Source organism: Pseudomonas sp. JY-Q (genome assembly GCF_001655295.1).
Lineage (GTDB): Bacteria > Pseudomonadota > Gammaproteobacteria > Pseudomonadales > Pseudomonadaceae > Aquipseudomonas > Aquipseudomonas alloputida.
This window is the reverse complement of record NZ_CP011525.1, coordinates 3,942,794-3,969,523: the sequence shown is the minus strand read 5'-3', so window position 1 is coordinate 3,969,523 and position 26,730 is coordinate 3,942,794. Positions and strand designations below refer to the sequence as shown.

Here is a 26,730-nt window from a genome sequence, read left to right as displayed (position 1 = left end):
GGCTACAGTAATAGGTGAACGTTATGAACAAGTTCATGAAGCTTGCTGCGTCTCTGTGCGTAGCGGTTGCGGTTGTCGGCTGCTCAAAGAAAGAAGAAAACACTAAAGGGTTGATCGGTATTTCAATGCCCTCTAAAGCGGAGGCACGTTGGACCTCCGATGGTCAAAGCATGGTGGATGCGCTTACCAAGCTTGGCTACAAAACCGATATTCAATATGCCCAGTACGAAGTTTCCACTCAGTTGTCCCAGCTGGAAAACCTGCTGGTAAAAGGCGTCAAGGGATTGATCATCGCTCCTATCGATGGCACCACGATGACGGACTTGCTTCGCCAGGCCAAGGAAAAGGGCATCACGGTCATTTCCTATGACCGTCTTATCCGAAACTCCAAAGACTTCGACTACTACGCTACTTTCGACAACTATAAAACTGGCGTGCTCCAGGGGGAGTCCATTGTCAGTGCCTTGAAGTTGAACGAAGGTACCGGGCCATTCAATTTCGAAATCTTCGCGGGCTCCACTGACGACAACAACGCTCACGTCGTCTATGCCGGGGTGATGTCCGTTCTGCAACCTTACATTGATAGCGGCAAGCTCGTGATCCGTAGCGGGCAGGTCAAGCTCGACCAGGTCGCCACGCTGAACTGGGATGGGGCACTTGCCCAGTCCCGGATGGACAATATTCTCAGCGCCTTCTACGGCAAATCTCATCTCGATGCCGTGCTTGCGATGAACGACCAGCTCGCGGTGGGTGTGGTCTCTTCGCTGCGGGGGGTTGGCTACGGTAGCGGCGGCAATCCGATGCCTGTCGTGACAGGCCAGGATGCGGAAATTCCTAGCGTGAAAGCGATCATCCGGGGTGACCAGCATTCGACCGTGTTCAAAGACACTCGCGCCTTGGCTGAAGCTGCAGCCGTGATGATGGACAGCTCCCTTCAAGGCAAGGATGTTCTGGTAAACGACACGACCTCGTACAACAACGGCTCCATGGTCGTTCCTACCCAGCTTCTCTCGCCAGTTTCCGTAGAAGCCAAGGATGTGCAAAAGGTTCTGGTCGATTCCGGCTACTACACCCAAGACCGTCTGCAGTAATTGCCCAATGTCAGCGGCTCGGCTTCCGGGCCGCTTTTGAGATAGGAGGAGAGCCATGTCACCTCATCTTCTTGACATGCGCGGCATTCAAAAAAGTTTTGGCCAGGTTAAAGCCCTCACCAGTGTGAATCTTCAGGTGGGCAAGGGTGAAATCCACGCCATTTGCGGTGAGAACGGCGCTGGGAAATCCACCCTGATGAAAATCCTGAGTGGTGTCTATCCTGCCGGAAGTTACGAAGGGTCGATAAGGTTTGACGGTGAGGTACGCCAGTTCAGCGACCTGCGTGACAGCGAGGCCTTGGGGATCTGCATCATCCACCAGGAGCTTGCACTTGTGCCGATGCTCTCGATCACTGAAAACCTTTTCCTTGGGCACGAAGTTGCAACCAGGGGAGTTATCGACTGGTCGCATGCACATCGCAAAGCGAAGGTTTTGCTGGAAAAGGTAGGCCTGGAGGTTTCGCCCCAGACCCGTGTAAACCAACTGGGCATCGGTCAGCAGCAACTCGTCGAGATTGCAAAGGCGCTCGGCAAGGACGTTCGCCTTTTGATCCTTGATGAGCCTACCGCCAGCCTCAACGAGAAGGATAGCGAGCGGCTTCTGGAGCTCATGCTCGAGCTGAAAGCGAAGGACATCACGTCGATCATCATCTCCCACAAGCTCAACGAAATATCACGTGTGGCGGACGGGGTTACGGTCATCCGGGACGGGACGACGGTGGACGTCATTGATTGTCGTGAGTCGCCGTTGAGCGAAAACCGGGTCGTGCAGGCGATGGTTGGCCGTGAGCTGGCCGACCGTTACCCGAGCAGAGAGCCAAACCTCGGTGAGAAGCAGCTTGAGGTGGAGAACTGGTCGGTGGAGCATCCGGAGCGCCCGGGCGAGGACTTCATCCGCAACGTGAGTTTCTATGCTCGCAAAGGTGAGGTGGTGGGTATTGCAGGCCTCATGGGCTCTGGTCGTACAGAACTCGCAATGAGCATTTTCGGTGGTTCTTTCGGCAAGAACATTCGAGGAGCCGTTCGCCTGAATGGGCAGCAGCTCCGCGTGCGCAGCGTGCGTGAAGCCATTGATAACGGTATCGCCTACGCCACTGAGGATCGCAAGGGCGCCGGGCTATTGCTGGCCGATGGCATTGGGCGGAACGTAAGCCTGGCCAGCCTGAAATCCCTGGCACGCCGGTGGATCATCAACGAGACCGAGGAGCTTGGCGTTGGTGATGGTTATAAGAAAACCCTGCGCATTCGAAGCCCCGATCTTCGCCAACCTGTAGAGCGGCTCTCTGGCGGCAACCAACAGAAGGTGGTACTCGCGAAATGGCTGTTCTCCGACCCCGAAGTCCTGATCCTGTATGAGCCCACCAGGGGGATCGACGTGGGTGCCAAGTACGAGATCTATGGGGTGGTTAACCAGGTAGTGGCGAAGGGCAAGACCGTGATCATGATCTCTTCGGAGATGCCCGAACTGCTCGGCACCTGCGACCGGATCTATGTGATGAACGAGGGAAGGTTCGTCGGGGAATTCCCAATCAAAGAGGCGTCTCAAGAGCGAATCATGCACGCCATCATGAAAAATGAGGTCATCCAATGACTGATGTCATCGCCCCTGTGGCGGCAAAACCGAGCTTGCTTCCTGCTATCAAACGAGGTGCCCGCGAGTACGGGTTGTTGAGCTCTTTGCTCGTCATCATCGTGTTCTTCCAAATCGCCACGGGCGGCGCATTGCTCCAGCCTCTCAACCTGACCAACCTGATCTTGCAGAACAGCTACATCGTGGTCATGGCCTTGGGCATGCTCATGGTCATCGTCTGCGGTCACATCGATTTATCAGTTGGCTCCATCGTTGGGGTTATCGGTTCGATAGCAGCTGTGTTGATGGTGCAGTACCAGTTCGACTTCATCACGGTATCACTGCTTTGCTTGTTCATCGGCGGCCTCATAGGTGCTGCCCAAGGCTACTGGGTGGCGTTCTGGGGAATGCCCTCATTCATCGTGACACTGGGCGGCATGCTGATCTTCCGTGGGGCCACCATCGCCATTGGTGAAGGGCAGTCGATTGGGCCATTCCCGGCAGAGTTCGTCGCCCTGAGTGCGGGCTTCCTGCCTGACCCCTTCCAAGGCCAAGGTCTCAAAGTCACCTCCCTGGTGCTTGGTGTATTGGTAGTTGCGTGCTTCCTTTGGATTGAATGGCGTGCTCGTAGGAGGGTCAGCAAAGCTGGTGGAGAGGTTATGCCCCTGTCTTTGTTTGCGCTCAAGCATGGCATCCTGGGTGGGGCCATCATCGCCTTCTGCTTCATGTTGGCGACTTACCGAGGGCTTCCTACGGTACTGGTCATCATGTGTGCGCTCATCGGCCTGTACACGTTCATCATGAATCGGACGGTGATCGGGCGTTGGATCTACGCAGTGGGCGGCAACCTGAAGGCCGCGAAGCTTTCCGGTATCAACACCGCTCGGGTCACCTTCTTCACATTTGTGAACATGGGTGTACTGGCTGCTGTGGCAGGCCTGATCTTTGCGGCACGCCTGAACAGCGCAACCCCCCGCGCCGGCAGCGGTTTCGAGCTGGACGTCATTGCCGCCGTATTTATTGGGGGAGCCTCGGCATCCGGTGGGGTAGGGAAGGTGATGGGCGTGGTGATCGGTGCCTTCATCATGGGGGTGCTGAACAACGGCATGTCGATCATGGGCATTGGCGTTGACTACCAGCAAATGATTAAGGGGGCAGTATTGCTGGCCGCCGTGTTTGTAGACGTGTACCAGAAGAACAGGGCGTAGAGGCTCGGATCTGATGGAAAAATCCCGGCTACTGAGCCGGGATTTTTTTCTGCTGTGTAGTGGCGGAAAAGCTAGTTGCCGTGGTTAGGCCCTGAGCTCCGGATACGCCAAAAGCGATTGCTTGCAGAGTCTGGCAACGTCCTCTGCCGTCATATTTTGGTTCAGCACAGAGAAAACCTCTGGCCCGACACCATTCAGGCCACCGATCTTGTGCAGACCGGAGACAATGTCCGCCAGTGGGAAGTTACCGGCGCCAGGCCACATGCGTTCAAAGCAATCGGCCTCCAGGGTCACGCCGGATTTCAATGGATGGATGCCATCGCAGATCTGCACGCAGTGAATCGAGCTGCCTGGAATCGTTGCCAGCGTCTCGAGCTTGGATTCACTGCGAACAAAATGGAGCGTATCGAGCACAAGGCCGCCGTTAGGGGCGCCGGCACGCTCGACGATCTCCCAGCCTTGCTCAAGGGACGTAACGCCCCACATAGGGATCGGTTCAAGGTCGCAAACTATGCCTTCCTCGTGGGCCAGACGGCAGATCTCGGCGTAGTGCGAGACCAGTTCATCCAAAACATAGGTATTGGCTGTGAATGTAGCGTTCAAGCTCATGTGGGTGCAGCCAAGCTCGCTCGCGATCTCGAAAAATTCCAGGGTAGTAGTCGAGTGATCCGCGATGAAGCTGTCATCCATGTTATTGGGGTACCAATTAGGATTCCATGTGCAGAGAGGATCCAGGCGGCTGATCTTGATACCGTTGTCGTCAGCGATCAGTCGCATGTTCTGAATGGAAAGACCGGATGCCGCGATCCTGGCTACCTCCTGTGGTTGGATAGCAAGTTCGTGGAAACCCGCCAACCGAGTAGCTCTTACCTTGTCCGGAAAGGGCAGGTGGAGGACATTAGAAAACGGCATGGTGAATGTCAGGCCGGGCTTCAGGTCTTCTTCTCTGTGCGTCATCCGTGCGTCTCAACATAAAACCCCAATGTATTCGCGCGGTTCAGGGGATGTAAGGCCCGGATTTGGAAAACAATTTTCCACAAAAGAAATGGAAAAGCCCGCCTAGCTATGCGCAGCTAAGTCCTTGCTCAGGGTGTGTGTTATCCTCGGCCCGAACACTGTTAAGCCTAATTCTCGGCTCACGCGTCCAGCGACGAAGCCTGCGGGCATCATGATCGGAGCTGTCTGTAGATCATGGCCAAGCCTTTCACTACCCTTGATGACGTAGCTAAAGCTGCTGGGATGTCACGTGCTCAGGTGTCGAGGGCGCTTCGAGGGGGTCCTGGTGTTCGGCCTGAAACGCGTGAGAGGATCGATCAGATTGCTTCTGAGCTGGAGTATCGTCCGAACCTGGCTGCTCGGAGCTTAGTCTCCGCCCGATCATCCATTGTTGGGTTGGTGATCGGAGACCCCAACAACGCTTTCCATATCCAGTTGGCTCAGTCGGTCGACAAGAGATTGCTGGCTGCGGGCTTCGAACCTGTCACACCTGTTGGCTGGCCTAGCCATGACGGCCAGGGTGGATTTGCTCCCAGGCCGCTTTTGTTCAGGCAAGTCTTTCCAGGTAGCTAGGTGCATCAGGCTCTGGAAGGACTGAGAGCACCTTGAGTCGCTGGAGCGTGCGCTCGCGGGCTTTGGATAGATGATCGCGCAGGCATGAACAGGCAGATTCAACCGTTCCATACAACAATGCTTCGAAGATCAAGCGATGTTCCATCAGCATGGCTTCGTCGTTGCTGGACTGCAGTGCTTCATGCAGTACCCGTCCGACATTCATCGGGATCTGACATTGGCGAATCACTGCTGCCATACGGGTATTACTCACCCCGGCTATGCAGGTGACGTGCAGATCCTGCTCAAGCTGTTCGATGTCTGCGCGCTGAACCAGGCGACCGGCTTCCTGGGCTTTGACGATGCGGCTCAACATTGCTTCAAGATCGCTCCGAGGCATCTGATCGACACCTTGGCGCAGAGCATCGGGCTCCAGGAGCATCCGTAGCTCGTAGTCATGCTTCACGGCCTGGGCTGTTAATGGCCCGGCCAACCAATGTGAGTACGGTTCTTTTTCTACTAGCCCTTTGTCCCGCAGTCGCATCAATGCCTCTCTGACTACGTTCCGGCTTACGTTCAATTCTTCGGCTGCGCTCTGTTCATCGATCCGGTAGTGGCCGAAGACCATGAAACGTATGACCGCCTGGGCAAGGTGGTCGTAAATGCGCTCACCCAGCGGACGGTAATCGATAAGGTCTTCTTGCGGCTCGATTCCCAAGAGCTTGCGAGTCAGGGGGACTCGGAGCGGTGTTTCGGTGGTGCCTTCAGGGTCGATCAGAAAACCCCGCCCATCAAATCGCCGTATCAGTCCTTCCTCATGGAGAAGATTGAGGGCCTGACGAACCGGCACGCGGCTTGTGCCGAAGAGCTCCGCTAACGGCCCCTCTACCAACACGAGTCCAGGAACCGTCTGCCCGCCGAGGATCGCATCGCGCAGCGTATTGCGGATTGTCTCGTAGCGAGAGGCTGGACGGTCTTCCGTTGGCTGTGTGGCAGACATCAAAGGGTTCTCATGAAGCGTGGAGGGTAAGTTTCTCACAAGCGAAGCGAGATGTGATCGAACACCGGTAACACTTCTATGAACGATTTTGGGGCAGGCTGTTACCGAAAAACCCAAAATGGATCATTTATTAAAACATACATTTTCTGGGCCGGCCTGACGTGTGGGGTCCTCTCACCCGTCTCCCTCAAGGCCCAGAGCTTTCAGGAGGTCGTAGAATACTCGCTACGAAAACTTGGCACGTTCGATGCTTTGTGAAATGTATGTATTATTAAAATGTACATTTTAGAGGTGTGCCATGCTTGCCGATGCCCATTCCTTAGCTCAGCAATTCGCCGACGGAACGACCGACCCTGTCGCCGCCCTTGAAAATGCGCTTCTAAGGGCGGAGCGGGTGCCCGAAGCATTTATCACCTTATGCGAGGAGCGAGCGCTACGCGAAGCGGCTGCGGCTAAGGCGCGCTGGCAAGCAGGTCAACCCTTGTCACCTTTTGATGGCGTACCAGTAGCGTGGAAAGACCTCTACGACCTGGCCGGCTGTGTAACAACGGCTGGTGCGAAAGTACGTTTGCACGACCAACCGGCATCACGCGATTGCTCACTGGCGACAATGCTCAGCCGGGCGGGCATGGTGAACATCGGAAAGACCAACCTCAGCGAACTGGCATACTCGGGGCTGGGCCTTAATCCCCATTTCGGAACGCCAGCCAACATTAGCTTTGTCGGCGAAGTACGTGCACCGGGAGGGTCGTCCTCCGGCTCGGCTATAGCCGTTGCGCAGGGGTGCGCGCCTATCGGTATGTCGACTGATACCGCTGGCTCCATTCGAGTGCCAGCAGCTTTCAATGGACTTGTGGGTTACCGCAGCAGTGCAAAGCGTTACTCGTTCGAAGGTGTCACGCCCCTTGCAAGTTCTCTTGATTCGCTTGGGCCGATCACCCATAGCGTTCGTGATGCCATCGTTGTCGATAACCTCCTGTTAGGTGATCAGAATGGCATGCCGCTGGACACCTCAGGCCTTCCCGCTGCAGGGCTAAAGCTGTGCGTAGATATTGATCTGCTTAATGACTCGCGCATTCAGCCTGAAGTACGCGCAAACCTTCTCGCGGCGCTTGATCGATTGGCTGCGGCGGGAGCAGTGGTCGAGCGAAAAAAAGTTAAAGCATTTGAACAAGCGCTGGACGTCATCGAGCAGATCGGATGGCTCGGGAGTGCGGAGGCTTTTGCCTACTACCAAGCGCTTCTCGATAGCACGGATGCTGAGCAGCTAGACCCGCGTGTTCGCAAGCGGCTTGAGGCCGCGCGAGCGTTTCCAGCCAGTAAGCAGGTTCGCTTGTACCAAGCTGCCGAGGCACTGAAAGCACAGATTGCGCGTGAGTTAGATGGCGCATTCCTGGTGACCCCGACAGTCGGTCACGTAGCTCCGCTTCTGGCACCGCTTGAAGAAGACGCCAACCTTTTCGTTGCTACTAACCTGGCAACGCTGAGGCTGACAATGCCCGGCAGCATGCTGGACATGCCTGGCATTGCGTTGCCAAGTGGGACTGGGGAGGCAGGGCTTCCCACGAGTCTCCTTCTTTCAAGTGTGAGTGGAAATGATAAGGAACTGCTCCGAGCAGGCCTGGCAATCGCGCCTTATGTTCGAGGCGTGAATTAACAGGCAAACCGGAGTGCGGGCAATGTTTGCCTGTGAATAGTTGAATAACAAAGAGGTATTGACCATGAAGAAAGAAATTTTTGTATCAATTGGCGTTGATGTCGATGCGGTAGCCGGTTGGCTCGGTTCCTATGGGGGGGAGGATTCGCCTGACGATATCTCTCGCGGTCTTTTTGCTGGCGAAGTTGGCGCCCCCCGCCTTCTGAAGCTTTTCGAAAAATATGACCTGCGCACAACGTGGTTCATCCCTGGCCACTCGGTAGAAACCTTCCCCGAGCAAATGAAAGCTGTGGTTCAGGCAGGCCATGAAATTGGCATTCATGGTTACAGCCATGAGAACCCGATCGCGATGACGCCTGAGCAAGAAGAAATCGTCCTGGACAAATCGATTGAAGTCATCACCCAGCTTTCAGGCAAACGGCCGACCGGCTACGTGGCACCTTGGTGGGAATTCAGCAATGTCACCAATGAGCTGCTTCTGAAGAAGGGTATCAAGTACGACCACAGCTTGATGCACAACGACTTCCACCCTTACTACGTCAGGGTGAAGGACAGCTGGAGCAAGATTGACTACAGCCAACATCCCGATACATGGATGAAACCGTTAGTTCGTGGCGAAGAAACCGATTTGGTTGAGATTCCAGCCAACTGGTACCTTGATGATCTTCCGCCGATGATGTTTATCAAAAAATCGCCTAATAGCCACGGCTTCGTCAATCCTCGCCACTTGGAAGAAATGTGGCGCGATCAATTTGACTGGGTTTACCGCGAACATGACTACGCAGTGTTCCCAATCACGATTCACCCTGATGTGTCCGGTCGACCTCAAGTACTACTTATGCTTGAGCGCTTTATCGAGCATATGAAGAGTCATGAAGGTGTGAACTTCGTCACGATGGACGAAATCGCTGACGACTTTATCCGGCGTCAACCGCGTAAGGGTTGATTAAATACTTCGGTTCGCACGTTTATAAGCGGATCAACAACAAGAGAAATGCCGATATGACCACTACGCCAGCCACCACCACGACGCCAGTTACCGAGTCTGGTACATGGAAGCCGGTACAACTGGAATCCAAAGATGTCAAATATGCGACTTGGATTGCCTTCTTTGCTTGGGTTTTTGCAGTTTACGACTTCATCTTGTTTGGCACCCTGCTGCCGGTCATGGGCGGGCATTTCACTTGGAGCGAAACTGAGCAGGCGGAAATCGCCACGTGGGTAGCGGTTGGCGGTGCTGTCGTTGCGTTCGTCGTCGGCCCTCTCGTAGATAAGATCGGTCGACGTGGCGGGATCATCTTCACAATCGGCGGTACAGCGCTCTGCTCGGCGCTCACCGCTGTGTGTGCCGGTATGGGGAAGGGGCCGTTGATAGCTGTTCGCTCGGTCGCAGGCCTCGGTTATGCCGAGGAAGGGGTCAACGCGACGTACCTTACCGAGGTGTATGCAGCCTCGACCGATCCAAAGCTGATCAAGCGCCGGGGGTTTGTCTACAGCTTGGTGCAAAGTGGTTGGCCGGTAGGGGCTTTGATTGCTGCAGGCCTTACTGCACTGCTGCTGCCCCACATTGGTTGGCAGGGTTGTTTCATTTTTGCTGCGGTGCCTGCGCTGGTTGTGGCGATTCTGGCTCGAAAACTCAAAGAAAGCCCTCAGTTCCAGGTGCATCAGCGGATCAACCAATTGCGCAAGGCGGGAGATGATTCCGCCGCACGCAGCCTGGCTCGTGAATACCACGTTGACTATGACGAGCATGCCAAGGCAGGCGTTGCAGCAGCATTTCGTGGTGCAGCACTGCGGCCTACATTGGTTCTGAGCTTGGCGATTCTCCTCAACTGGTCGGCCATTCAAGTCTTCAGCGTTCTGGGCACGTCAGTCATCGTGAGCGTTCACAAGTTGTCGTTCGAGAACTCGTTGTGGATCCTTGTTCTCTCCAACCTGGTTGGGTTCATCGGTTACCTGGTTCACGGTTGGCTGGGCGATCGAATTGGACGCCGCAACACAGTGGCTCTCGGTTGGATGTGTGGTGGATTGGCATTCTTCGCCATGATTCAAGCGCCAAGTGATCTGATCACGGTTGTTGCCTTGTACAGTTTGGGCCTGTTCTTCCTGACCGGCCCGTATTCCGCGATGTTGTTCTTCATGGGCGAAAGCTTCCCCACCAGTATCCGTGCAACAGGGGGCGCAATTGTCCATGCCATGGGCCCTATCGGCGCCATTGTTGCTGGTCTGGGAATCACCAGCGTGCTGTCCACCGGTGGTGAATGGCACAGTGCTGCCCTTTGGTTTGGAGCGCTGCCTTGCTTCCTTTCGGGCTTGATTATGTTCGCCGCCCGGCACGTCGAACCCCATTCAGTCAAATAACAGGGATTTGTAACTATGTCTCAACCCGTAGCGTTGGTTACCGGGGCTGCCAGTGGCATTGGCCAGGCGGTTGCAATTGCGTACGCGAAGAAAGGTGTGCGCGTGATTGGTGGCTATTTGGCAGGTGACCCACATGACCCCTCTCAGACTCAGCGACTCGTAGAGGAGGCAGGTGGCGAGTGTTTAATGGTGGCGATGGACGTGACCAGCAGCGCCTCGATGGACGCCATCGCCGCAGTGGCAGTCGAACACTTCGGTCGGCTCGACTATGCCGTCGCGAACGCTGGGCTTTTGCGCAAAGCTCCGCTACTTGAGATGTCGGATGAGCAGTGGAATGAAATGCTCAACGTCGACCTTACGGGCGTGATGCGCACTTTCCGAAGCGCGAGCCGTTACATCAGTGAAGGCGGAGCCATGGTTGCCATTTCGTCGATTGCAGGTGGTGTATACGGATGGCAAGACCATTCTCATTACGCAGCTGCCAAGGCCGGCCTTCCAGGGCTCTGCCGCTCTCTTGCGGTGGAATTTGCGCCGAAAGGAATTCGCTGCAACACCATCATTCCCGGTTTGATTGAGACACCTCAATCGCTGGACAGCAAGAATTCGCTAGGGGCTGACGGTCTGGCCAAGGCGGGCAAAGCGATTCCTCTGGGACGGGTAGGGCGAGCAAGTGAAGTGGCTGACCTGGTTTGCTACTTGACCGGTCGTGAGTCGAGCTACATCACGGGACAGAGCATCATCATCGATGGCGGTCTGACCGTACGCTGGCCTGAGTAAAAAATCACAACACCGCAAGGTTTCCTTGCGGCTGCGAGGAGAAATGACAATGAAGCCATTGCAAAACCGACGTGCCGTCATTACCGGTGCAGCTAGCGGTATCGGTGCGGCGATCGCCTATGCGTATGCCGATGCAGGCGCCAAGCTTGTGTTGTGTGATCGAGACGCCGAGCGCTTGGCTGTCGTTGCCAACCACTGTCGTGACCGTGGCGTCTTGGTGATCGAGTGTGTTGCTGATGTCGGTAGCAGGGAAGGGGCTCAAGCTGGCGTAGATGCCTGCGTAGATGCGCTCGGTGGCATCGATGTTCTGGTGAATAATGCCGGTATGCTGACTCAGGCTTCCTGCGTGGATCTTACTCAGGAAATGTGGGATGAGATGCTGCGGGTCGATCTGACCAGCGTATTCGTCGCAAGCCAGCGTGCTCTACCTCATATGCTGGAACAGAAATGGGGCCGCATCATAAACATCGCCTCTCAGCTCGGCATCAAAGGTGGCGCTCAACTGACTCACTATGCTGCCGCGAAAGCAGGTGTAATCGGATTCACCAAGTCCCTGGCTTTGGAAGTGAGCAAGGACAACGTCTTGGTCAATTCTGTTGCTCCTGGGCCGATTGAAACCCCGCTCGTTGAAGGGATCAGTCAGGAGTGGAAGGCTGCAAAGGCCAGAGAGTTGCCATTGGGTCGGTTCGGTAAGGTTGAAGAAGTGGCACCGATCGCGGTGCTGCTTGCCTCTGAGCCTGGCGGAAACTTGTTCGTCGGCCAAACCCTTAACCCGAATGCCGGCGACGTAATGCCTTGAGGTGAGCTATGTGTGGACTTTGTGGCCTGATCGGTGAGGATGTTCACTGGAGCGATCCTATAGACACAAGCCTTCCCGGTCGCCGCGAGCGCTTACGTCGAATTGCCTCAATTAACCAGGTGATAGCCCCCTTCAGGCTCAAAGTCAGTGACGTCCAGGGCGCTTCTTATCTGGTCCAGGGCCCCACGGGAAAGCAAGGTATTGCCTCCGGTTTGGAGCAGCTCTGGCAGACAGCCGAGGAGATTCTGGGGCGCAAGCTTGACCCCCTTGATCCAAGAATTCTCGATCACTTGGAGATGCAGGCATGAGCCTTCAGATCAATGTCCTGACCGGTTTTCTGGGTAGTGGGAAAACTACTTTGTTGCAGCGGGTGCTGGCCAATGAAGAGATGGGCGAGACGGCTCTGCTCATCAATGAATTCGGCGAGGTTGGCATCGATAATCTTCTCGTGCAGGAAATCGCGCCCAACACGGTGCTGCTGCCAAGTGGGTGCGTCTGCTGTTCGGTGCGTGGGGATCTGAAACAAGCGCTCATCGATCTGCATGACAAGCGAAATCGCGGGGAGATCCCTGCTTTCCGTCGAGTGCTTTTGGAAACGACTGGCCTTGCGGATCCTGCACCGATTCTTGCCACTTTGCAGCGGGATCCACAACTTCGAGGTCGATACCATGTTGGGCTTATGGTGACCGTTGTCGACGCCCAGCACGCCGCTCTTCAGGAACGAATCCACCCCGAGTGGCTGGGCCAGGTAACAGCTGCTGATCGCCTTTTAGTGAGTAAGGGAGATCTGGTTAGCTCAGAGATTCTTGATCTGCTAGTGGATCACCTGAAAACCCTTAACCCGTCTGCCTCGGTCGCGCTGGCAAGTGCCATTGGGGAAGGCGATGAGCAGATGCTTGGCGAAGGGCTCAGAAGCTTGGAGCCTGATGATGAGGTCGCGGTGTGGCAGCTCTTTGCACCTACGAAGCAACCTCGGCACGGGGGCGCACAAGTTTGCGTGCTTGAGTATGAAACGCCGCTGGATTGGCTTGCCTTCGGGGTTTGGCTATCGATGCTGTTAAGATGCCACGGAGAACGTATTCTTCGGGTCAAAGGTATCTTGAGCGTGATCGACTCTGAGCAACCTATCGTGATTCACGGTGTGCAGCACTGCCTTCATTCACCGGTGCATCTTGCCAGTTGGTCTGATGGGCAGCGGCGATCACGTCTGGTGATTATCGTGCGCGATTTGGACACCAAGCTTCTAAGTAGATCGTTCGAAGCCTTCTTGAACCGTCTGGGGCGTGCTGTATGAGCGGCCCTGTCACGTTGAGAGTACTGGGTACCTCTGTGACCTTGCTCGAGTCTATTCGCTTGCGCGCGGAGCGAGAGCTGGGCATTCGAATTGAGTACCAAGTCCATGACGTTCAAACGGTTCAGCGCATTGCGTTGATGCACCCCGAGAGCTATGACCTTTACGATCAATGGTTCCATAGCATGGATTTTGTCTGGCCCGCAGGCGCAATCCAGCCCATTGATATCAGGCGAGTTGCTTTGTGGGATGAGATCAATGACCTGGCCAAGCGGGGCCGGCTTCATGCTGGCGATAAGCTAGCGGGCGGTAGCCTGCCTTGCGACCGTTTGTATGTTCAGCATGATCGTAGCTTGGCCAATCACCCAACTGACTCAATCAGTATGTTGCCGCTCACGCACAATGCGGACAGCTTTGCCTACAGGCCAGACCTGCTTCCCCCTGGGTTTGGTATCGAAAACGAAAGTTGGTCCTGGCTTGTTGATCCTGGCTGGTGCGGTCATGTGGCTTTGCAGAGCGATGCAGCTATCGGGGCGCTGGACGCGGCGCTGGCAGTGCAGGCTAAGGGCCTGGCCAAGTTCGACGTAATTGGCAACCTTCGGCTGGATGAGATCGATGAGCTCGCGGATGTGCTCATCAAGCTCCAACGCCAAGGGCATTTTGCGGCTTTCTGGTCGGATGATCGTGATGCCAGTAAGCTAATGCTTGGCCCAAGCGTTCACATTGAGAGTGTCTGGTCTCCAGCGCTGATGCAGCTGCATCGCGAAGGCATTCAGTATCGCCAGGCAGTTCCTAAAGAAGGCTACCGGGGCTGGTTCGGCGGCTTATCGTTGTCTCGGGCTGTTGATGGGGCAGTGAAAGATGTGGCTTACGCCTATCTGAACTGGTGGTTGGCAGGTTGGCCAGGCGCGATGATGGCGCGACAGGGCTTCTACATTTCCAATCCACTGCGAGCTCGAGATCACCTGTCGGCTGCGGAATGGGATTACTGGTACGAAGGCAAGCCAGCCAGCGAACAGTTGCTTGGGAGTGATGGTGAACCACTCATTGGGCCTGGAGAAATAAGGGAAGGGGGCTCCTACGCCGAGCGAGTGAGCCGAATCAGCGTCTGGAACTCGGTGATGGATGAGCATAACTACCTTGTCCGCAAATGGGCTGCATTTCTTAGAGCGGGCCGCTCGAAGGAGCTGTCATCCACATAGCGATCCTAGCTGATGGCACTCAGGCTGCCTCTGTCAGGATTTATCCTAATTTGTCGAAGAACGCTTTGACCCGGTAAGGCACCCGCTGCCGTGTGGGGAGAAGGGCGGTTATGGATAAATTTTACCGGGCCGGCGTAGGCTAACTTGATCGCCTGCAGGCAGTCATCTGCCAAGTCGGCGCGAACATCCCAGTAAGAAAGCACCACAATTCCAAGCCGCAACTTTCCAGCCGCCCTCACAGCATCAACACTGTCACGAGCTTGGCAATACTCTGTGTGGTTTCCCCGCTACAAAGCTTGTTGCCAGTACGTCGTCGAGCGGTTCCCCACCGCGTAGGCGCGCCAGTAAGTCGGGTTCAGCGAGATCGGACTGCAGCGCCGTGTCAATCACTGGAGTCAGCTCTTCCGCAGGCAAAATCAGCACACCATTATCGTCGGCCATAACGATATCTCCCGGATGAACCTCTACCCCTGCGCAATTCACCGATACATTCAGCTGGCACTTAGTGCTGTCGATCAGTTTGGTGGTGAGCTGAGTAGTGCCTCGAGCGAACACGGGCAGCTGGCAGGTACGCAGTTCGTTGATGTCGGTTACCACGCCGTCGACGATGATGCCAGCGGCACCCGCGCATCGAGCCGCGAATTGGGTCACTGCCCCTACACAGGCGTGGGCATGGTCACCCACCATGTCGATCACCAAAACGTCTCCTGGCTTGAGTGATACCAACGCTCGGTTGACCGCGATTGCATCGGGCTCAGCCAGACGCAGGGTCACGGCACGGCCCACGATGCGTCCGCCAGGCACCATGGCTCGGACTGCGTAGTTGACGAATCCACGCTCGAGGAAATGGCCGAGTGTGGCGAAGCTGACCTCTAGCAGCTTTGCGATCAAATCGTCGTCCTTCATTTCCCACGCTCCATGTCGATCAGCTCGGCCACACAGTCGATTTCCAAGCTCACTCCCCACAACTGCACGCAGACGGTTGTACGCGCAGGTGGTGCATGGCCAAGGATTTCCTTGTACACCTCGTTAAAGGGCGCGAGTTGATCGGGGGCTGTCAGGTAGGCGTTCACCTTGACCATGTGGGAAAGGCTGGAGCCGGCGGCTTCCAGGATCGCGGCCAGGTTGGCGAAGGTCTGCCTGACCTGATCTTTGAAGCTTTCGGGCTGTTCTTCCAGGCTACCCAGCGATGGGATCTGGCCCGCGGTGAACACCAGGTGGCCACTGACCACGGCTTGGGAGTACGGGCCTACTGGGCTGATGGTGCCAGGGGCGCTGTGGATGCGTTGCATTGAAAACTCCTTGTAGCGAAGGTGTGCCGCCGGCTCGCCGGCAGCACTTGGTCAGAGATTAGAAAAGCGCCAGGGTGTAGCTGACGATGAGTCGGTTCTGTTGTTGGTTGGGGTCGATCTCGGAGTGCAGCAACCCATGGCGCCAAGCCAGGCCGAGCCCTTTCAACGCACCGTCTTGGACGACATAGTCCAGCCCCACATCCCGCTCCCATTCGGAGGCGTCTTTACCGCTGGTGGTGCGAATGTCATCACCCTTCAGGTACATCAGGGAGAACTTCAGGCCAGGCACGGCGGCAGCTGCGAAGTCGTAGCTGTACTGGGCGAACGCGGTACGTTCGCCTGCTCGATTGAAGCTCGCGAGCATCCGGTCGGTGTAGAGATAGACACTGGCACCGCCCGCGCCCTTGCCGCTGAGGGAGCCTTGGTTCGGCTGGACGAAGTTGCTTCCATCCGACACCTGTTGATAGCCGGCCATGAGCGCGTGCCCCTGGACGGAATAGGTCAGTGCGGCGCTCCAGGTGTGGTTATCGATCTTGCCGTCACCCTCTTCGGTGTAACCGCCCACGCGATATCCACTTGCGCGACCAGCCGCGGAGTCGTTGGCCCCCTCGGCAACAGTACGGAAGTAGCGCAGATCAGTCCGCAGCGATTGCCCCTCGGAGAGGGGCAGCGTGTGGGTGAGGCCTACAAAGTGCTGGGTGTAATAGTCCTCAAGGTTGGCAACGTAGTACTGGGCTGTGAGTTGTTTGCCGATCCGGTAGTCGCCACCGGCGAACAGGAACTGGTCGCTCTCACGGGTGCCACCCGCTACCGCCAGTCCAGTGCGGTCACTGGAGGCGCGGCCCGTAGCACGGTTTAGGCGCCCGCCGGTAAGGGTCAGGCCATCCAGGTCGGTTGAGGTGAGCTGGGCACCCTCGAACGTCTGGGGCAGCAGGCGACCATCGTTGTAGGTCAGCACCGGAAGCTTGGGCATCAGCGTGCCGTATCGCAGTTCGGTGTTGGCGACTTTCAGCTTGGGTGTCAGGCCAAGGCGACTCCACTGGTGAGCCCCGCCACTGCCGTCGTCGGGGATCATGCTGCTACCCCGGTGGCGACCATCGCCGCTATCGAGCGTCACACCCATCAAGCCCAGGGCATCCAGGCCAACGCCGATTGGCCCATCGGTAAAGCCGGATTTGAAGTCGAGGACGAAGGCCTGGGCCCACTCTTCGGTTTTGCTTTGGCCGAGGCTACCGGCCTGGTCGCGAAAGTCGTTATTGAAGTAAAAATTGCGCAGGCCAAGGTTCGCGTGGCTGTCGTTCACCAAGTCGGCGTGAGCGATGGGGGACAAGGCGAAAACGCCAGCACTCATCAAGTATTTTTTCATCGGGAAGCTCTTCAAACGGAAGTAGAAAACACTCGCCTGTTGGGCGAGAGAAAGCTCAAGGGGGACAGCACGGAATTACTGCCGTGCTTGGTCGATATCCCGTTTGAAGGTTTCGGTGAGTAGCAGCAGCGCAACCAGAGAGACAACTGCTGAGCCGATCATGTACCAGGCAATCGATGAGCCTTTGCCAGTCCACGAAAGCAATGCGGTGGTCACCAGAGGCGTTGCAGCGCTTCCGAGGAGGCCGGAAAGCATGTAGCTGATCGACAGGCCCGAGTAACGCACTCGAGTGCCGAACAACTCGGCGAGGAATGTGGCGATAGGGCCGTAGTTGGCCGCGAACGCCGTCATCATCAGCATGTAGCCGGCAAATGCCAGGCCTAGCACTTTGGAATCCATCAGCCAGAACATCGGGAATGCGACGAGCGCTTCTGCGATGATCCCGCCGATGATGATGGGTTTACGACCAACCTTGTCGGACAGGGCGCCGAAGAACGGCAGCATGGCGATGCAGGCAGCGCAGGAAACCAATACTACCGTGAGCATTTCGCCACGCGTGAAGCCCAAGGTCTGGGTGCCGTAGGTGAGACCAAAGGCTACGATCAGGTTGTAGGAGGTGCCAGTGGACATGGTGGCCACACCACCCAGGACAACCTGTTTCCAGTATTTGCGGAACACCTCGAAGAGCGGCACTTTGACCTGGGTGCCTTTGTTCTCTACGGCTTTGAACGAAGGCGTTTCATGAATGTTCAAACGGATGTACAAGCCCAGTCCGATCAGCAGAACACTGAGCAGGAATGGGACACGCCATCCCCAATCCAGCAGCTGTTCGTTGGTCAGCGTTGTGGCGAACATCAGGAACACAAGGTTGGCCAGCATCGTCCCCGCCGGTACGCCGATCTGAACCCACGAGCCGTACAGTCCACGCTGATGTTTGGGAGCATGCTCCACGGCCATCAGTACAGCGCCGCCCCATTCCCCACCCAAGGCCAGGCCCTGGATGATGCGCAGTGTCAGCAACATGATCGGCGCCCAGATGCCCACCGACTCATAACTCGGCAACAGGCCGATTGCGAAGGTGGCCGCACCCATGGTCAGCAGCGAGATGAGCAGCATCGATTTACGGCCCAGGCGGTCACCGAAGTGTCCGAATAGCGCGGCGCCGATCATGCGTGCACCGTAGGCTGAAGCAAACGTGCCGAAAGCGAGGAGGGTGCCGACCAGGGGGTCAAACCCTGGGAAGAAGATTTTGTTGAATACCAAGGCTGAAGCCGTGGCGAAAAGGAACAAGTCATACCACTCAACGGTGGTTCCGATCACACTGGCGACCGCGACTTTTTTCATGTCGGCGGTGCGTTGTGGTTGCGCGCTGGCAACCTCGGTGTACGCAGGACTGGTCATTGCCATTTTCTCCCGAAAGATGGGTTCTCGTTGTTTTTGGCAGCTGAAAGCGAAGCGGCTATTTCTTGTTTTTTGGCAAAGCGTGCCCGTGGCCCCAGCTTTCTTGAATTGGCTGGGCGCCTGGGTATATCTGGCTAGTCAGCGTCTGTCGGCGCGGGTCAGCACGGCGTTGAGCAGTACGTCGCAACCCATGGTCACGTCGTTGGGCAAGGCGTCTTCAGCTTCGTTATGGCTCAGGCCGCCGACGCAGGGGATGAACACCATGGTGGTCGGGCAGTGGCGGGCGAGATGAATTGCGTCATGGCCGGCGCCGCTGACGATTGGCTGGTACGGATAGCCCAGGCCTTCGATGGCTTTGCGTACTGCATCGATGCAGGCCGGGTTGAAAGGCGTGGCCGGGCTCAGCCAGTGGCGGTTGATCTGAACTTCCAAGCCACGCTTGGTGGCGACCTGGTCGATGAGTGCACGCGCGTTGGCCTCCATGTCAGCGATGGCGGCATCTTCGTGGTGGCGAAGATCAAGGGTAAACGCCACGTGGCCAGGGATGGTGTTCCGCGAGGAGCGAGCGATCTGCAGTTGACCAACTGTGACGAGGCCTTTGGGGGCAAAGTCGCGAGACAGTTGTTCCAGTGCAGTGATCATTTCGCCAACGCCAAACAGCGCGTCATGTCGAAGAGGCATTGGAGTGGTGCCAGCATGAGCGGCTTGGCCACGGACTTCGATGTCCAGCCAGCAGATCGCCTGGCCGCCAGTTACCAGTCCAACGGGAAGGCCTGCATCCTCCAGGATTGGGCCCTGTTCGATGTGTGCTTCGAAGTAAGCGTCGAACTCACGGCCCAGTGGCAGATCCCCAGCGTACCCAGTTTGTTCAAGCGCTTCGGCCACACTGATGCCGTCAGCATCACAACTGGCCAGTGCTTTTTCGAGTGGCAGCTCACCTGTGAACACCGCCGAGCCGAGCATGGCAGGGGTGAAGCGGGCGCCTTCCTCATTCGTCCACACTGCAACTTCCAGTGGGCGCTCGAGCTGGATGCCTTTGTCCTGGAGGCTGCGAACTACTTCTAGGCCGGCGAGAACTCCATAGATGCCGTCGAAGCGACCCCCTTTGGGCTGGGTATCCAAATGGCTACCCATGACCACGGGTGGCAGTGTGTCATTGCGACCGGGCAGGCGAGCGAATAGGTTTCCGATGGCATCGACATGAATGCTCATGCCGGCTTCTCGGCACCATCCTGCAAAGAGCTCGCGCCCTTCGCGGTCTTCTTTCGAAAGTGCCAAGCGGCAGTTACCGCCTTTGGCTGTAGGGCCGACCTTGGCCATATCCATAAGGCTGTCCCACAGCCGTGTGCCATTGCATGTATGCATGATGTGAGTCCTCAAACAGACGGTGGGTCAGTATCCGAGCGCGGGGTCTACCCGGTTCAGCAGCGGTTCGGCGCATGCCAGGCGGCGGGCGTTTTCGGCCACCTGCTGGGCGATGCAGTCATGAGAGGCACAAGAGGCCATGTGGGGTGTGACGATGATTCCTGGAGTGCTCCACAGACGGCTGTCCAAAGGCAGAGGCTCCTTCTCGAAAACATCGAGCAGGGCGCCACGAAGCCGTCCACTGTCGACTGCCCTGATCAGGTCATCGATTTGTACATGTTGGCCGCGCCCGCAATTGATGATCGCTGCGTTAGGAGCCAAGGCTTCGAAGGTGTCTTGGCAGAGGATGCCGCGAGTGACATCGGTCAATGGCAACAGATTGATCAACAGGTCGAGGCCTTGCAGGAACTCATCGAACTTTGATGGACCTGCATAGGTACGAACACCATCAAGCTGTCTCGCACTTCTTGACCAGCCTCTAACGGCATAGCCTGCATCTGCCAGCTCGGTAGCGATCGTCCCTCCTAGAGAGCCCAAGCCCATGACACCGATCTGATACTCGGCCGCGGGTCGCTGTGGGTGCCGCAACCACACATGTTGATGCTGTTGGGCCAATGCCCGGTCAAAATCTCGGTGGTAATGAATGACTGCCCAGCGGACATACTCCGCCATGCCTTGCCGGTGAGCGGGGTCAACCACACGACACACGGGTAGGGCGGGTTGGCTCGGATCGTTGGCCAGGTGATCAACACCGGCGGCCACCGAGTGGATCAGCTTCAGGTTGGGTAATGCACTGAGGCTGCCTACGGGAGGGAACCAGCAGGCGGCTACTTGGGCTTCCTGAGCCGCAGGATCATTGGCCAATACGACACGCAGTTGGGGAGCGCTACGGGCGAAGGCCGACTGCAGTTGGCTCAAAAGCGCGTTGTCAGTTGATAGCAAAACCAGCGGACTCATGAGCAGTACGACTCACGTTGGTGTTCGATCAGGGTGAGTGCTGCGTCCCAGCTGAGGCTGATGATCTGCGCTGACTCGTCGCGTTGGAATTGTGCTGCGGTATGACGGCAGACTTCTTCACTTGGGTAGACCAGCTTGCTGCCGCCGGACAACGCATGAACTTGTGCTTGGCAGGCGCGCTCCAGGAAGTGAATCTCATGGAAGGCCTCGGCAACACTGGCACCGCCGGCCAGCAGACCGTGGTTACGGAGGATCATCGCTTTGTGCGTGCCGAGGTCGGCGATCAGGCGTTCGCGTTCGTCCAGCGAGAGAGCGATGCCTTCGTATTGGTGATAGGCCAACTTGCCATAGAACTTCAATGCATGTTGGCTGATCGGCAACAGCCCCTGCTCCTGAGCTGACACTGCGATGCCTGCAGATGTGTGGGTATGGATCACGCATTGCATGTCAGGGCGGGCCATGTGAATTGCAGAGTGGATCACGAAGCCAGCGGCATTCACCCGTCGATCACCAAATGCCTCATCAACAACGTTGCCGTGCTGGTCGATACGCACCAAGTCACTTGCGCGCATTCGATCGAAGATCACCCCGTATTGGTTGATCAGGAAGTGATGCTCTGGCCCTGGGATACGCAGGGTGATGTGGGTATCGATCAAGTCGGTCATGCGGAAGTGCGCCACCATTCGGTACAGCGCGGCCAGTTCGCAGCGTGCTTGCCATTCGGCATCGCTGATGTTGTGCGGCTTGCTCATGGATACTCCTGGTTTAACGTGCGATGGCGGGGGTGGATTCCTGCTGCTCACCACGCAGGCGAGAGAGGCCACAGACGCCGATCAGGGAAAGTGTGGAAAGCGCCGTGAAGAACACTGCAAGTGGCAGCCACTGACCGGCGAAGCGGTCAGCCAGCAGGGTGCCGATGATCGGCGTGCTGCCCCCGGCGATGGCGCATATCAACTGGTAGGCCAGAGAAATCCCGGAGTAGCGCAGGTGAGCGGGGAACGCCTGTGTCATGTAGCCAGCGATTACCGCATAGAGCGCCGAAAGGGTTACCACCGCCAGGGCGATTCCTGCTGTCATCAGAACCAGATTCTGCGTGCCTACCAGCATGAACATGGGGTAGGGCACGGCCATGCACAGCAGGGCTGCCAACTTGAGGAAGCGGCCCTCGCCAATGCGCTCCGCAAGAAGCGCCGCCAATGGCTGGGTCAGGAACTGGAGAATGGTCACCAGGAACAGACAGTCGAGGATGGTAGCCCTGGGGATACCCTGGTAGGTGGTGACGTAGGTGATCATGAAGGTGTTGGTGAAGAAGAAACCGGCGGAGCCGATGGTCACCGCGAGGGCCGCGAACAGGATCTGTCTCCAGCAGTCGCGCACCACTTCTAGCACCGGGTATTTGACGACCTCTTTCTTGGCTTTGGCAGCTTGGAACTCAGGGCTCTCTTCCACGCCAAATCGGATTGCCAGGCCAACTAGCATCAGCACCCCACTGGCCAAGAACGGAAGGCGCCAACCCCAGCTTAGGAACTCTTCAGGTTCCAAAGAAGACACCAGGCGGAATGCGATCAGTGCGAGCAACAGGCCAGCAGGGCTGCCTAACTGAGCAAATGAGGCGTAGAAGACTTTGCGTTTGGCCGGAGCATGCTCACTTGCCATCAGCACAGCACCACCCCACTCACCGCCGACGGAGATCCCCTGGACAATTCGCAGGGCAATCAGACCGATGGGGGCCCAGATGCCAGCACTGGCGTAGCTGGGTAGCAGGCCGATGCCTGTGGTGGCCAGGCCCATGAGAACCATGGTGACCAGCAGCATTTTTTTACGACCCAGGCGATCGCCCAGATGGCCAAACACCATGCCTGCCATTGGTCGGGCGATGAATCCGACGGCGAAGGTGCCGAATGCCGCCAGGGTGCTAAGCAACGGATTGTTGCTGGGGAAGAACACCTGACCGAGCACAAGCGCAGCCGCCGTGGCGTAGATGTAGAAATCGTAGAACTCGATGGTGGTGCCGACAAATGCGGCAGCCGCCGCTCGACGCGGTTGGTTGGACGTGTGCATGCAAGGCCCTTCTTAGAGTTATAGGCAGGTGGGCAGGTTTGGCTAAGCCGGTCGCGCTCTTTGGCGCTTTCGGGTTTTATCGCCTTGGGGCTATGATTAGTCAATTTGCTAATTCTTATCCGTCGTATTAGCAGCGCTACTAATGAGTACTCAAATGAACCCGTCAAGCTCTAGATCTGACGCATTGATCAACAAATGGGAGGGACGACGATTCCTCAACGATCGCCTGGACTGGAACCTGCTGCGCACTTACCTCGCCATTGGCCAAGAGGGCAGTATCAGCAGGGCCGCAGCGAGATTGCATGTGACCCAGTCGGCGGTCAGCCAAGCGCTCCGACGACTGGAGGAACAGCTCGGTTGCGCTCTGATTATCAGGGGTGGGCCGCGTTTCGATCTGACTGCTGCGGGAGAAGAGGTGCTGCGTATTGCCATCGATATTTATGGCGATGTATCGCGTATCAGCGCAGCGGTCGAGCAAGAGAGTGACGGCGTAGCTGGCAAGGTGAGGTTGCTGAGCGTCAGCCGAGTTCAGTCACAGGTTTACGATGACTTCCTCGGTGATTTCCATGAGGCGCATCCACGTGTGGAGCTGGAAATCGATGTCATGCGCAGTGCTGACATCATCAGCTCTCTGCTGCAGAAAACGGCCACAGCTGGCGTTGGCTTGTGTCGAATTCCACAGCCCAAGCTGGAGCAGCGCTTGCTGATCAGCCAGCGTTATGCGTTCTTCTGTGGTGTGCGACATCGTTTATTCGGGCGCAGCGATGTGACCCTCGAGGCGCTACGTGGAGAGAATTTCGTGAGTTTCGTCAGTGATCAGTTGGGGGGTAACCTGTCGCCGCTTGCGATGTTCCGTGATCAGCATGGGTTCACCGGGCGCATTGTTGCTTCCTCTCCTAGCGTTGAAGAGGTTCAGCGGCTTGTCTGCGCAGGTTTCGGAGTAGGCTGCATGCCTGAGCACCTCCTCCATGAGGATGTTGAGAAGGGGTTGCTATGGCGTTTGCCTCCAGCCGAAGGCATCGTCAACGCGGATTTGCACTTGCTCTGGAACAGGGAGCAGAGGATGACCATGGCGGAGACAGTGTTCCTGGAAAGCTTCCAGCACTGCCTCGCTCAGGCATCGCTGGTTTGAACCCAACACGTTTCGCAATTACGGCTGCTTTTCAGCCCAAATGAAACGACCGCAGTGTTTGGCTGCGGTCGTCATCTTTCAGTTAGTCGACGTTTAGCAATTGCCGTCGGCTCAGGACGCTGTTCAATCGATCATCGTTGTCTAAGTCGGTCTCGCTCAGCATGTCCGCAACGCCGGCACCGGACTCGACTCTCTCCAGCCAATAGAGCACCGCCTTCTTCATAAACCAGTGAGGAGTGCGATCCAGGAGGCCAGCGGCCTCCTTGATACGCTCCTTGGTCGGCGCGTCGAGTTTGATGCCTGTCGTTGTCGAGCTCACGAGCGCCTCCTTACGATGCAGTCACAGCCACATGGCCTTGCGTTTTGGCGCTTCGTTGATAGGCCAGCAGCAGTCCGATGTACCAGAACGGCATGATGTAAAGGGCCGTCCGAGTATCAGCCTCCAGGGAGAGCAGGCAGAGTACGAACAGGAGGAAGACCAGAGACAGCACCGCTGTGAACTTACCACCAGGCAGCTTGAAGGTTGAGCGTTGGTGAGCTTCTGGGTTTGTCCGTCGGTAAGCCAGGTAAGAGAGCAGGATCAACGACCAGGTTACAACCACCATGACCGCCGAGATTGTCGAGACCAAGGTGAAAACACCCATGACATCTGGAATGACGAACAGCAGCGTCAGCGCGATAGTCATGCACAGACCTGAGAACATCAGTGCCCGGATTGGAGTGCCCGAGCCGGACAAGCGTCCGAAGGCATGTGGTGCCTGTTTGTTGTGAGACAGGCCGTAAAGCATGCGTGAGCCAGAGTAAACGCCGCTATTTGCTGAGGATGCAGCTGAGGTCATGACTACAAAGTTGATCATCCCAGCAGCAGCAGGCAAGCCTCCCAAAAGGAAGAGCTCCACAAAGGGGCTACGGTTTGCTGGCACATGAGACCAGGAAATCACACTGATGATGCATGCGAGAGCGGCCACGTAAAACAGCAGGATCCGCACAGGGATGGTGTTGATCGCTTTGGGCAACGTCTTTTCGGGATTGTGAGCTTCAGCAGCTGCGGTGCCAATCAGCTCAGTCCCCACGAAAGAGAAGATGGCGATCTGGAAGCCCGCGAGGAAGCCGAGCACCCCATGCGGCATCATCACCCCTGGTTCAACCAGGTGGCTGAACGTCGCAGTGACACCATCGGGAGAGGTGTAGGAGGTAGCAATCATGAAGAGGCCGGTCATTACCAGCGCGACGATTGCAATGATCTTGATAAGCCCGAACCAGAACTCGACCTCACCAAAGGCTTTCACTGCCAGCATGTTGAGCGCTACGAGCAGGAACATGGTTCCGAAGGCTGGTATCCACGTAGGAAGGTCGGGGAACCAGTACTGCAGAAAGCCTGCGACTACCACAACGTCGCCTACGGCAACGACAACCCAGCTTAGCCAGTACGACCAGGCGAGGATGAACCCGGCACGGGGGCCCATATGGTGGTGGACGAGCTCTGCAAACGAGCCCATTTCCAGGTTGGCGAGGAGCATCTCACCCATCGCCCGCATGATGCAGAAAACAAAGAAACCGATGATCGCATAGACAAGTAGGATCGAAGATCCAGACAGGGCTATCATTTTTCCCGACCCCATAAAGAGGCCTGTCCCAATAGCACCACTGATGGCAATCAGCTGAATATGTCGATTTTGCAGTCGACGCTTGAGTTCTCGGCCATCACCGCTATTCGCTTCTTTTGAGTTGCACGTCTGATGCATATATAACCTCTTATTCTTTTTCTGTGAGCAACCGCTACCCGCCCTCTGATTAGAAGGTGCAGTGCTAAGTGGGCTATAGACGTTGAGCCCCTCATAGCGGAGGGTGGGGCAGTACATACGCAGGCGATGAAGAAATAAACTCAGCTGAGTTCCTTCATCAAGCTGGTTAAGTAATTAGAAGTAGTCAAAAACTAGGTGCTCATTCCCCTGTGAGATCCCGCAGCGGCGGTTCAGAAGCGCCATTCTGCCAGTCATAGTTGCCAATCGGAACGCTACAGATTGGTATACCATCAGCTAATAGTTATCAGATTGCTCACAAATCAGAGCAAAATGCCGGTTTGCACTGACATGGTGCAAAACAGGGCGCATTGACTACATCTTGATGCTCGATAGAAGGATGCTGGTCTCGGTGTTCTCGATGTGCTGGATCGAGCGGATGGTATTCAAAGCTTTGTCAAAGGCCTCCAGCGTATCGGCTCTCAGCTCCGCCATCAGATCCCAGCGACCGTTGGTTGTATGTATGGCAAACACGTTGGGATGCCCGCGTAGCGCGTGTTTGACCTCTGCGGCGTGGTGGCCGCTGATGCTGATGCTGGTGATGGCTCTGACCCCTCGGTCTATCTCATCGGACTGGAGGCGGATGGTATAGCCCATGATGATGCCTTGCTCTTCCAGCCTGGCGAGTCGGTTTTGAACCGTGGCGCGGGCCACCTTCAATTTCTTAGCTAGCGTCATCACAGGGGTACGAGCGTTGTCCCGCAGAAGCGCGATGAGTTGCCGATCAGTGTTATCCATGAGCTCCGACCATCCACATTGCTTTGAAGTGTGAGCAGATTGTCTAGAACCTTGCGAAATATGGCAACCTGTACACTTCAATTTGCACCAATATTTCATCAGAATTTCGGAG

General features: G+C 56.6%; 26 protein-coding genes. 13 read left to right on the top strand and 13 right to left on the bottom strand.

Annotated features, from left to right (window positions below; translation table 11 throughout):
* Window positions 1-23 precede the first annotated feature (23 nt).
* From chvE to mmsB, 3 genes are read left to right on the top strand one after another with little or no spacing between them, the layout of a single operon-like run.
* Window positions 24-1,091, top strand: a complete 1,068-nt coding sequence (gene chvE, locus AA098_RS18075) for a multiple monosaccharide ABC transporter substrate-binding protein (protein WP_004576114.1) — start codon at window positions 24-26, stop codon at window positions 1,089-1,091.
* 55 nt (window positions 1,092-1,146) lie between these two features.
* The gene (gene mmsA / locus AA098_RS18070; protein WP_064614857.1) at window positions 1,147-2,682 is read left to right on the top strand and encodes a multiple monosaccharide ABC transporter ATP-binding protein; all 1,536 of its coding nucleotides are present in this window, start codon (window positions 1,147-1,149) and stop codon (window positions 2,680-2,682) included.
* Window positions 2,679-3,869, top strand: coding sequence for a multiple monosaccharide ABC transporter permease (gene mmsB / locus AA098_RS18065; protein ID WP_004576116.1), 1,191 nt, complete (start codon window positions 2,679-2,681; stop codon window positions 3,867-3,869). The genes mmsA and mmsB overlap by 4 nt, the downstream gene beginning before the upstream one ends.
* A gap of 84 nt (window positions 3,870-3,953) precedes the next feature.
* Here mmsB and AA098_RS18060 read toward each other — a convergent pair whose 3' ends face one another.
* Entirely contained in the window at window positions 3,954-4,826 is an 873-nt protein-coding gene (locus tag AA098_RS18060) for a sugar phosphate isomerase/epimerase (protein ID WP_004576117.1), read from the bottom strand.
* A 234-nt stretch (window positions 4,827-5,060) separates the two neighbouring features.
* Between AA098_RS18060 and AA098_RS28620 the strand changes: the two genes are divergently transcribed.
* Window positions 5,061-5,438: a LacI family DNA-binding transcriptional regulator gene (locus AA098_RS28620; RefSeq protein ID WP_080634957.1), complete on the top strand. Its 378-nt coding sequence runs from the start codon at window positions 5,061-5,063 to the stop codon at window positions 5,436-5,438.
* Here the strand turns inward: AA098_RS28620 and AA098_RS18055 are convergent.
* A complete protein-coding gene (locus AA098_RS18055) occupies window positions 5,413-6,417 on the bottom strand; it encodes a GntR family transcriptional regulator (RefSeq protein WP_003251179.1) in 1,005 nt (334 codons plus the stop codon). The genes AA098_RS28620 and AA098_RS18055 overlap by 26 nt on opposite strands.
* 298 nt (window positions 6,418-6,715) lie before the next feature.
* Here AA098_RS18055 and AA098_RS18050 point away from each other — a divergent pair, with 298 nt between their 5' ends.
* The 8 genes from AA098_RS18050 to AA098_RS18015 all read left to right on the top strand — a co-directional run bounded on the left by AA098_RS18050 (window position 6,716) and on the right by AA098_RS18015 (window position 14,504).
* On the top strand, window positions 6,716-8,074 hold the full coding sequence (locus tag AA098_RS18050) for an amidase (protein WP_064614856.1): 1,359 nt from the start codon (window positions 6,716-6,718) through the stop codon (window positions 8,072-8,074).
* 64 nt (window positions 8,075-8,138) lie between these two features.
* Window positions 8,139-9,020 (top strand): polysaccharide deacetylase, encoded by an 882-nt coding sequence (locus AA098_RS18045; RefSeq protein WP_003251175.1) that lies wholly within the window; start codon window positions 8,139-8,141, stop codon window positions 9,018-9,020.
* Between the two features lie 56 nt (window positions 9,021-9,076).
* Window positions 9,077-10,435, top strand: coding sequence for an MFS transporter (locus AA098_RS18040; protein WP_004576120.1), 1,359 nt, complete (start codon window positions 9,077-9,079; stop codon window positions 10,433-10,435).
* Window positions 10,436-10,450: 15 nt separating this feature from the next.
* Entirely contained in the window at window positions 10,451-11,212 is a 762-nt protein-coding gene (locus tag AA098_RS18035) for an SDR family NAD(P)-dependent oxidoreductase (protein ID WP_003251170.1), read from the top strand.
* A gap of 49 nt (window positions 11,213-11,261) precedes the next feature.
* Window positions 11,262-12,011, top strand: coding sequence for an SDR family NAD(P)-dependent oxidoreductase (locus AA098_RS18030; protein WP_003251169.1), 750 nt, complete (start codon window positions 11,262-11,264; stop codon window positions 12,009-12,011).
* A gap of 8 nt (window positions 12,012-12,019) precedes the next feature.
* Window positions 12,020-12,319, top strand: a complete 300-nt coding sequence (locus AA098_RS29565; RefSeq protein WP_003251167.1) for a hypothetical protein — start codon at window positions 12,020-12,022, stop codon at window positions 12,317-12,319.
* A complete protein-coding gene (locus AA098_RS18020) occupies window positions 12,316-13,305 on the top strand; it encodes a GTP-binding protein (RefSeq protein ID WP_064614855.1) in 990 nt (329 codons plus the stop codon). Before AA098_RS29565 ends, AA098_RS18020 begins: the two co-directional genes overlap by 4 nt.
* Window positions 13,302-14,504 carry a PotD/PotF family extracellular solute-binding protein gene (locus AA098_RS18015; protein WP_004576122.1) on the top strand — a complete coding sequence of 401 codons (1,203 nt, stop codon included), beginning with the start codon at window positions 13,302-13,304 and terminating at the stop codon, window positions 14,502-14,504. The genes AA098_RS18020 and AA098_RS18015 overlap by 4 nt, the downstream gene beginning before the upstream one ends.
* Window positions 14,505-14,756: 252 nt before the next feature.
* Here the strand turns inward: AA098_RS18015 and AA098_RS18010 are convergent, their stop codons facing one another.
* The 8 genes from AA098_RS18010 to AA098_RS17975 all read right to left on the bottom strand — a co-directional run bounded on the left by AA098_RS18010 (window position 14,757) and on the right by AA098_RS17975 (window position 22,946).
* Window positions 14,757-15,410: an RraA family protein gene (locus AA098_RS18010; protein ID WP_004576123.1), complete on the bottom strand. Its 654-nt coding sequence runs from the start codon at window positions 15,408-15,410 to the stop codon at window positions 14,757-14,759.
* A complete protein-coding gene (locus AA098_RS18005; protein WP_004576124.1) occupies window positions 15,407-15,796 on the bottom strand; it encodes a RidA family protein in 390 nt (129 codons plus the stop codon). Before AA098_RS18005 ends, AA098_RS18010 begins: the two co-directional genes overlap by 4 nt.
* 58 nt (window positions 15,797-15,854) lie before the next feature.
* The gene (locus AA098_RS18000) at window positions 15,855-17,162 is read right to left on the bottom strand and encodes an OprD family porin (protein ID WP_060545596.1); all 1,308 of its coding nucleotides are present in this window, start codon (window positions 17,160-17,162) and stop codon (window positions 15,855-15,857) included.
* A 75-nt stretch (window positions 17,163-17,237) separates the two neighbouring features.
* Window positions 17,238-18,563, bottom strand: coding sequence for an MFS transporter (locus AA098_RS17995; RefSeq protein WP_004576126.1), 1,326 nt, complete (start codon window positions 18,561-18,563; stop codon window positions 17,238-17,240).
* A 138-nt stretch (window positions 18,564-18,701) separates the two neighbouring features.
* Entirely contained in the window at window positions 18,702-19,928 is a 1,227-nt protein-coding gene (locus tag AA098_RS17990) for a Zn-dependent hydrolase (protein ID WP_004576127.1), read from the bottom strand.
* Window positions 19,929-19,955: 27 nt separating this feature from the next.
* Complete coding sequence (locus AA098_RS17985) at window positions 19,956-20,885, bottom strand: glyoxylate/hydroxypyruvate reductase A (RefSeq protein ID WP_004576128.1); 930 nt, start codon at window positions 20,883-20,885, stop codon at window positions 19,956-19,958.
* The gene (locus AA098_RS17980; protein WP_004576129.1) at window positions 20,882-21,637 is read right to left on the bottom strand and encodes a class II aldolase/adducin family protein; all 756 of its coding nucleotides are present in this window, start codon (window positions 21,635-21,637) and stop codon (window positions 20,882-20,884) included. Before AA098_RS17980 ends, AA098_RS17985 begins: the two co-directional genes overlap by 4 nt.
* A 13-nt stretch (window positions 21,638-21,650) precedes the next feature.
* A complete protein-coding gene (locus AA098_RS17975) occupies window positions 21,651-22,946 on the bottom strand; it encodes an MFS transporter (RefSeq protein WP_004576130.1) in 1,296 nt (431 codons plus the stop codon).
* A gap of 154 nt (window positions 22,947-23,100) precedes the next feature.
* On the opposite strand from AA098_RS17975, the gene AA098_RS17970 reads away from it, so the two are divergent.
* On the top strand, window positions 23,101-24,078 hold the full coding sequence (locus AA098_RS17970) for a LysR family transcriptional regulator (RefSeq protein WP_004576131.1): 978 nt from the start codon (window positions 23,101-23,103) through the stop codon (window positions 24,076-24,078).
* An 82-nt stretch (window positions 24,079-24,160) separates the two neighbouring features.
* Here the strand turns inward: AA098_RS17970 and AA098_RS17965 are convergent, their stop codons facing one another.
* The 3 genes from AA098_RS17965 to AA098_RS17955 form a co-directional block, all read right to left on the bottom strand.
* Window positions 24,161-24,397 (bottom strand): hypothetical protein, encoded by a 237-nt coding sequence (locus AA098_RS17965; protein WP_004576132.1) that lies wholly within the window; start codon window positions 24,395-24,397, stop codon window positions 24,161-24,163.
* 10 nt (window positions 24,398-24,407) lie between these two features.
* The gene (locus AA098_RS17960) at window positions 24,408-25,823 is read right to left on the bottom strand and encodes an amino acid permease (protein ID WP_064614854.1); all 1,416 of its coding nucleotides are present in this window, start codon (window positions 25,821-25,823) and stop codon (window positions 24,408-24,410) included.
* Between the two features lie 372 nt (window positions 25,824-26,195).
* Complete coding sequence (locus AA098_RS17955) at window positions 26,196-26,618, bottom strand: Lrp/AsnC family transcriptional regulator (protein ID WP_004576134.1); 423 nt, start codon at window positions 26,616-26,618, stop codon at window positions 26,196-26,198.
* Window positions 26,619-26,730: the final 112 nt, after the last annotated feature.

What these genes read in the sequence shown, in the direction of transcription:
- AA098_RS17985 (WP_004576128.1), bottom strand. Translation starts at nt 20,885, where the DNA reads ATGAGTCCGCTGGTTTTGCTATCAACTGACAACGCGCTTTTGAGCCAA.
- AA098_RS17990 (WP_004576127.1), bottom strand. Translation starts at nt 19,928, where the DNA reads ATGCATACATGCAATGGCACACGGCTGTGGGACAGCCTTATGGATATG.
- AA098_RS29565 (WP_003251167.1), top strand. Translation starts at nt 12,020, where the DNA reads ATGTGTGGACTTTGTGGCCTGATCGGTGAGGATGTTCACTGGAGCGAT.
- AA098_RS18015 (WP_004576122.1), top strand. Translation starts at nt 13,302, where the DNA reads ATGAGCGGCCCTGTCACGTTGAGAGTACTGGGTACCTCTGTGACCTTG.
- AA098_RS28620 (WP_080634957.1), top strand. Translation starts at nt 5,061, where the DNA reads ATGGCCAAGCCTTTCACTACCCTTGATGACGTAGCTAAAGCTGCTGGG.
- AA098_RS18050 (WP_064614856.1), top strand. Translation starts at nt 6,716, where the DNA reads ATGCTTGCCGATGCCCATTCCTTAGCTCAGCAATTCGCCGACGGAACG.
- mmsA (WP_064614857.1), top strand. Translation starts at nt 1,147, where the DNA reads ATGTCACCTCATCTTCTTGACATGCGCGGCATTCAAAAAAGTTTTGGC.
- AA098_RS18035 (WP_003251170.1), top strand. Translation starts at nt 10,451, where the DNA reads ATGTCTCAACCCGTAGCGTTGGTTACCGGGGCTGCCAGTGGCATTGGC.
- AA098_RS18040 (WP_004576120.1), top strand. Translation starts at nt 9,077, where the DNA reads ATGACCACTACGCCAGCCACCACCACGACGCCAGTTACCGAGTCTGGT.
- AA098_RS18000 (WP_060545596.1), bottom strand. Translation starts at nt 17,162, where the DNA reads ATGAAAAAATACTTGATGAGTGCTGGCGTTTTCGCCTTGTCCCCCATC.
- AA098_RS17980 (WP_004576129.1), bottom strand. Translation starts at nt 21,637, where the DNA reads ATGAGCAAGCCGCACAACATCAGCGATGCCGAATGGCAAGCACGCTGC.
- AA098_RS18030 (WP_003251169.1), top strand. Translation starts at nt 11,262, where the DNA reads ATGAAGCCATTGCAAAACCGACGTGCCGTCATTACCGGTGCAGCTAGC.
- AA098_RS18010 (WP_004576123.1), bottom strand. Translation starts at nt 15,410, where the DNA reads ATGAAGGACGACGATTTGATCGCAAAGCTGCTAGAGGTCAGCTTCGCC.
- mmsB (WP_004576116.1), top strand. Translation starts at nt 2,679, where the DNA reads ATGACTGATGTCATCGCCCCTGTGGCGGCAAAACCGAGCTTGCTTCCT.
- AA098_RS18005 (WP_004576124.1), bottom strand. Translation starts at nt 15,796, where the DNA reads ATGCAACGCATCCACAGCGCCCCTGGCACCATCAGCCCAGTAGGCCCG.
- AA098_RS18020 (WP_064614855.1), top strand. Translation starts at nt 12,316, where the DNA reads ATGAGCCTTCAGATCAATGTCCTGACCGGTTTTCTGGGTAGTGGGAAA.
- AA098_RS17970 (WP_004576131.1), top strand. Translation starts at nt 23,101, where the DNA reads ATGAACCCGTCAAGCTCTAGATCTGACGCATTGATCAACAAATGGGAG.
- AA098_RS17995 (WP_004576126.1), bottom strand. Translation starts at nt 18,563, where the DNA reads ATGACCAGTCCTGCGTACACCGAGGTTGCCAGCGCGCAACCACAACGC.
- AA098_RS18045 (WP_003251175.1), top strand. Translation starts at nt 8,139, where the DNA reads ATGAAGAAAGAAATTTTTGTATCAATTGGCGTTGATGTCGATGCGGTA.
- AA098_RS17955 (WP_004576134.1), bottom strand. Translation starts at nt 26,618, where the DNA reads ATGGATAACACTGATCGGCAACTCATCGCGCTTCTGCGGGACAACGCT.
- chvE (WP_004576114.1), top strand. Translation starts at nt 24, where the DNA reads ATGAACAAGTTCATGAAGCTTGCTGCGTCTCTGTGCGTAGCGGTTGCG.
- AA098_RS17975 (WP_004576130.1), bottom strand. Translation starts at nt 22,946, where the DNA reads ATGCACACGTCCAACCAACCGCGTCGAGCGGCGGCTGCCGCATTTGTC.
- AA098_RS18055 (WP_003251179.1), bottom strand. Translation starts at nt 6,417, where the DNA reads ATGTCTGCCACACAGCCAACGGAAGACCGTCCAGCCTCTCGCTACGAG.
- AA098_RS17960 (WP_064614854.1), bottom strand. Translation starts at nt 25,823, where the DNA reads ATGCATCAGACGTGCAACTCAAAAGAAGCGAATAGCGGTGATGGCCGA.
- AA098_RS18060 (WP_004576117.1), bottom strand. Translation starts at nt 4,826, where the DNA reads ATGACGCACAGAGAAGAAGACCTGAAGCCCGGCCTGACATTCACCATG.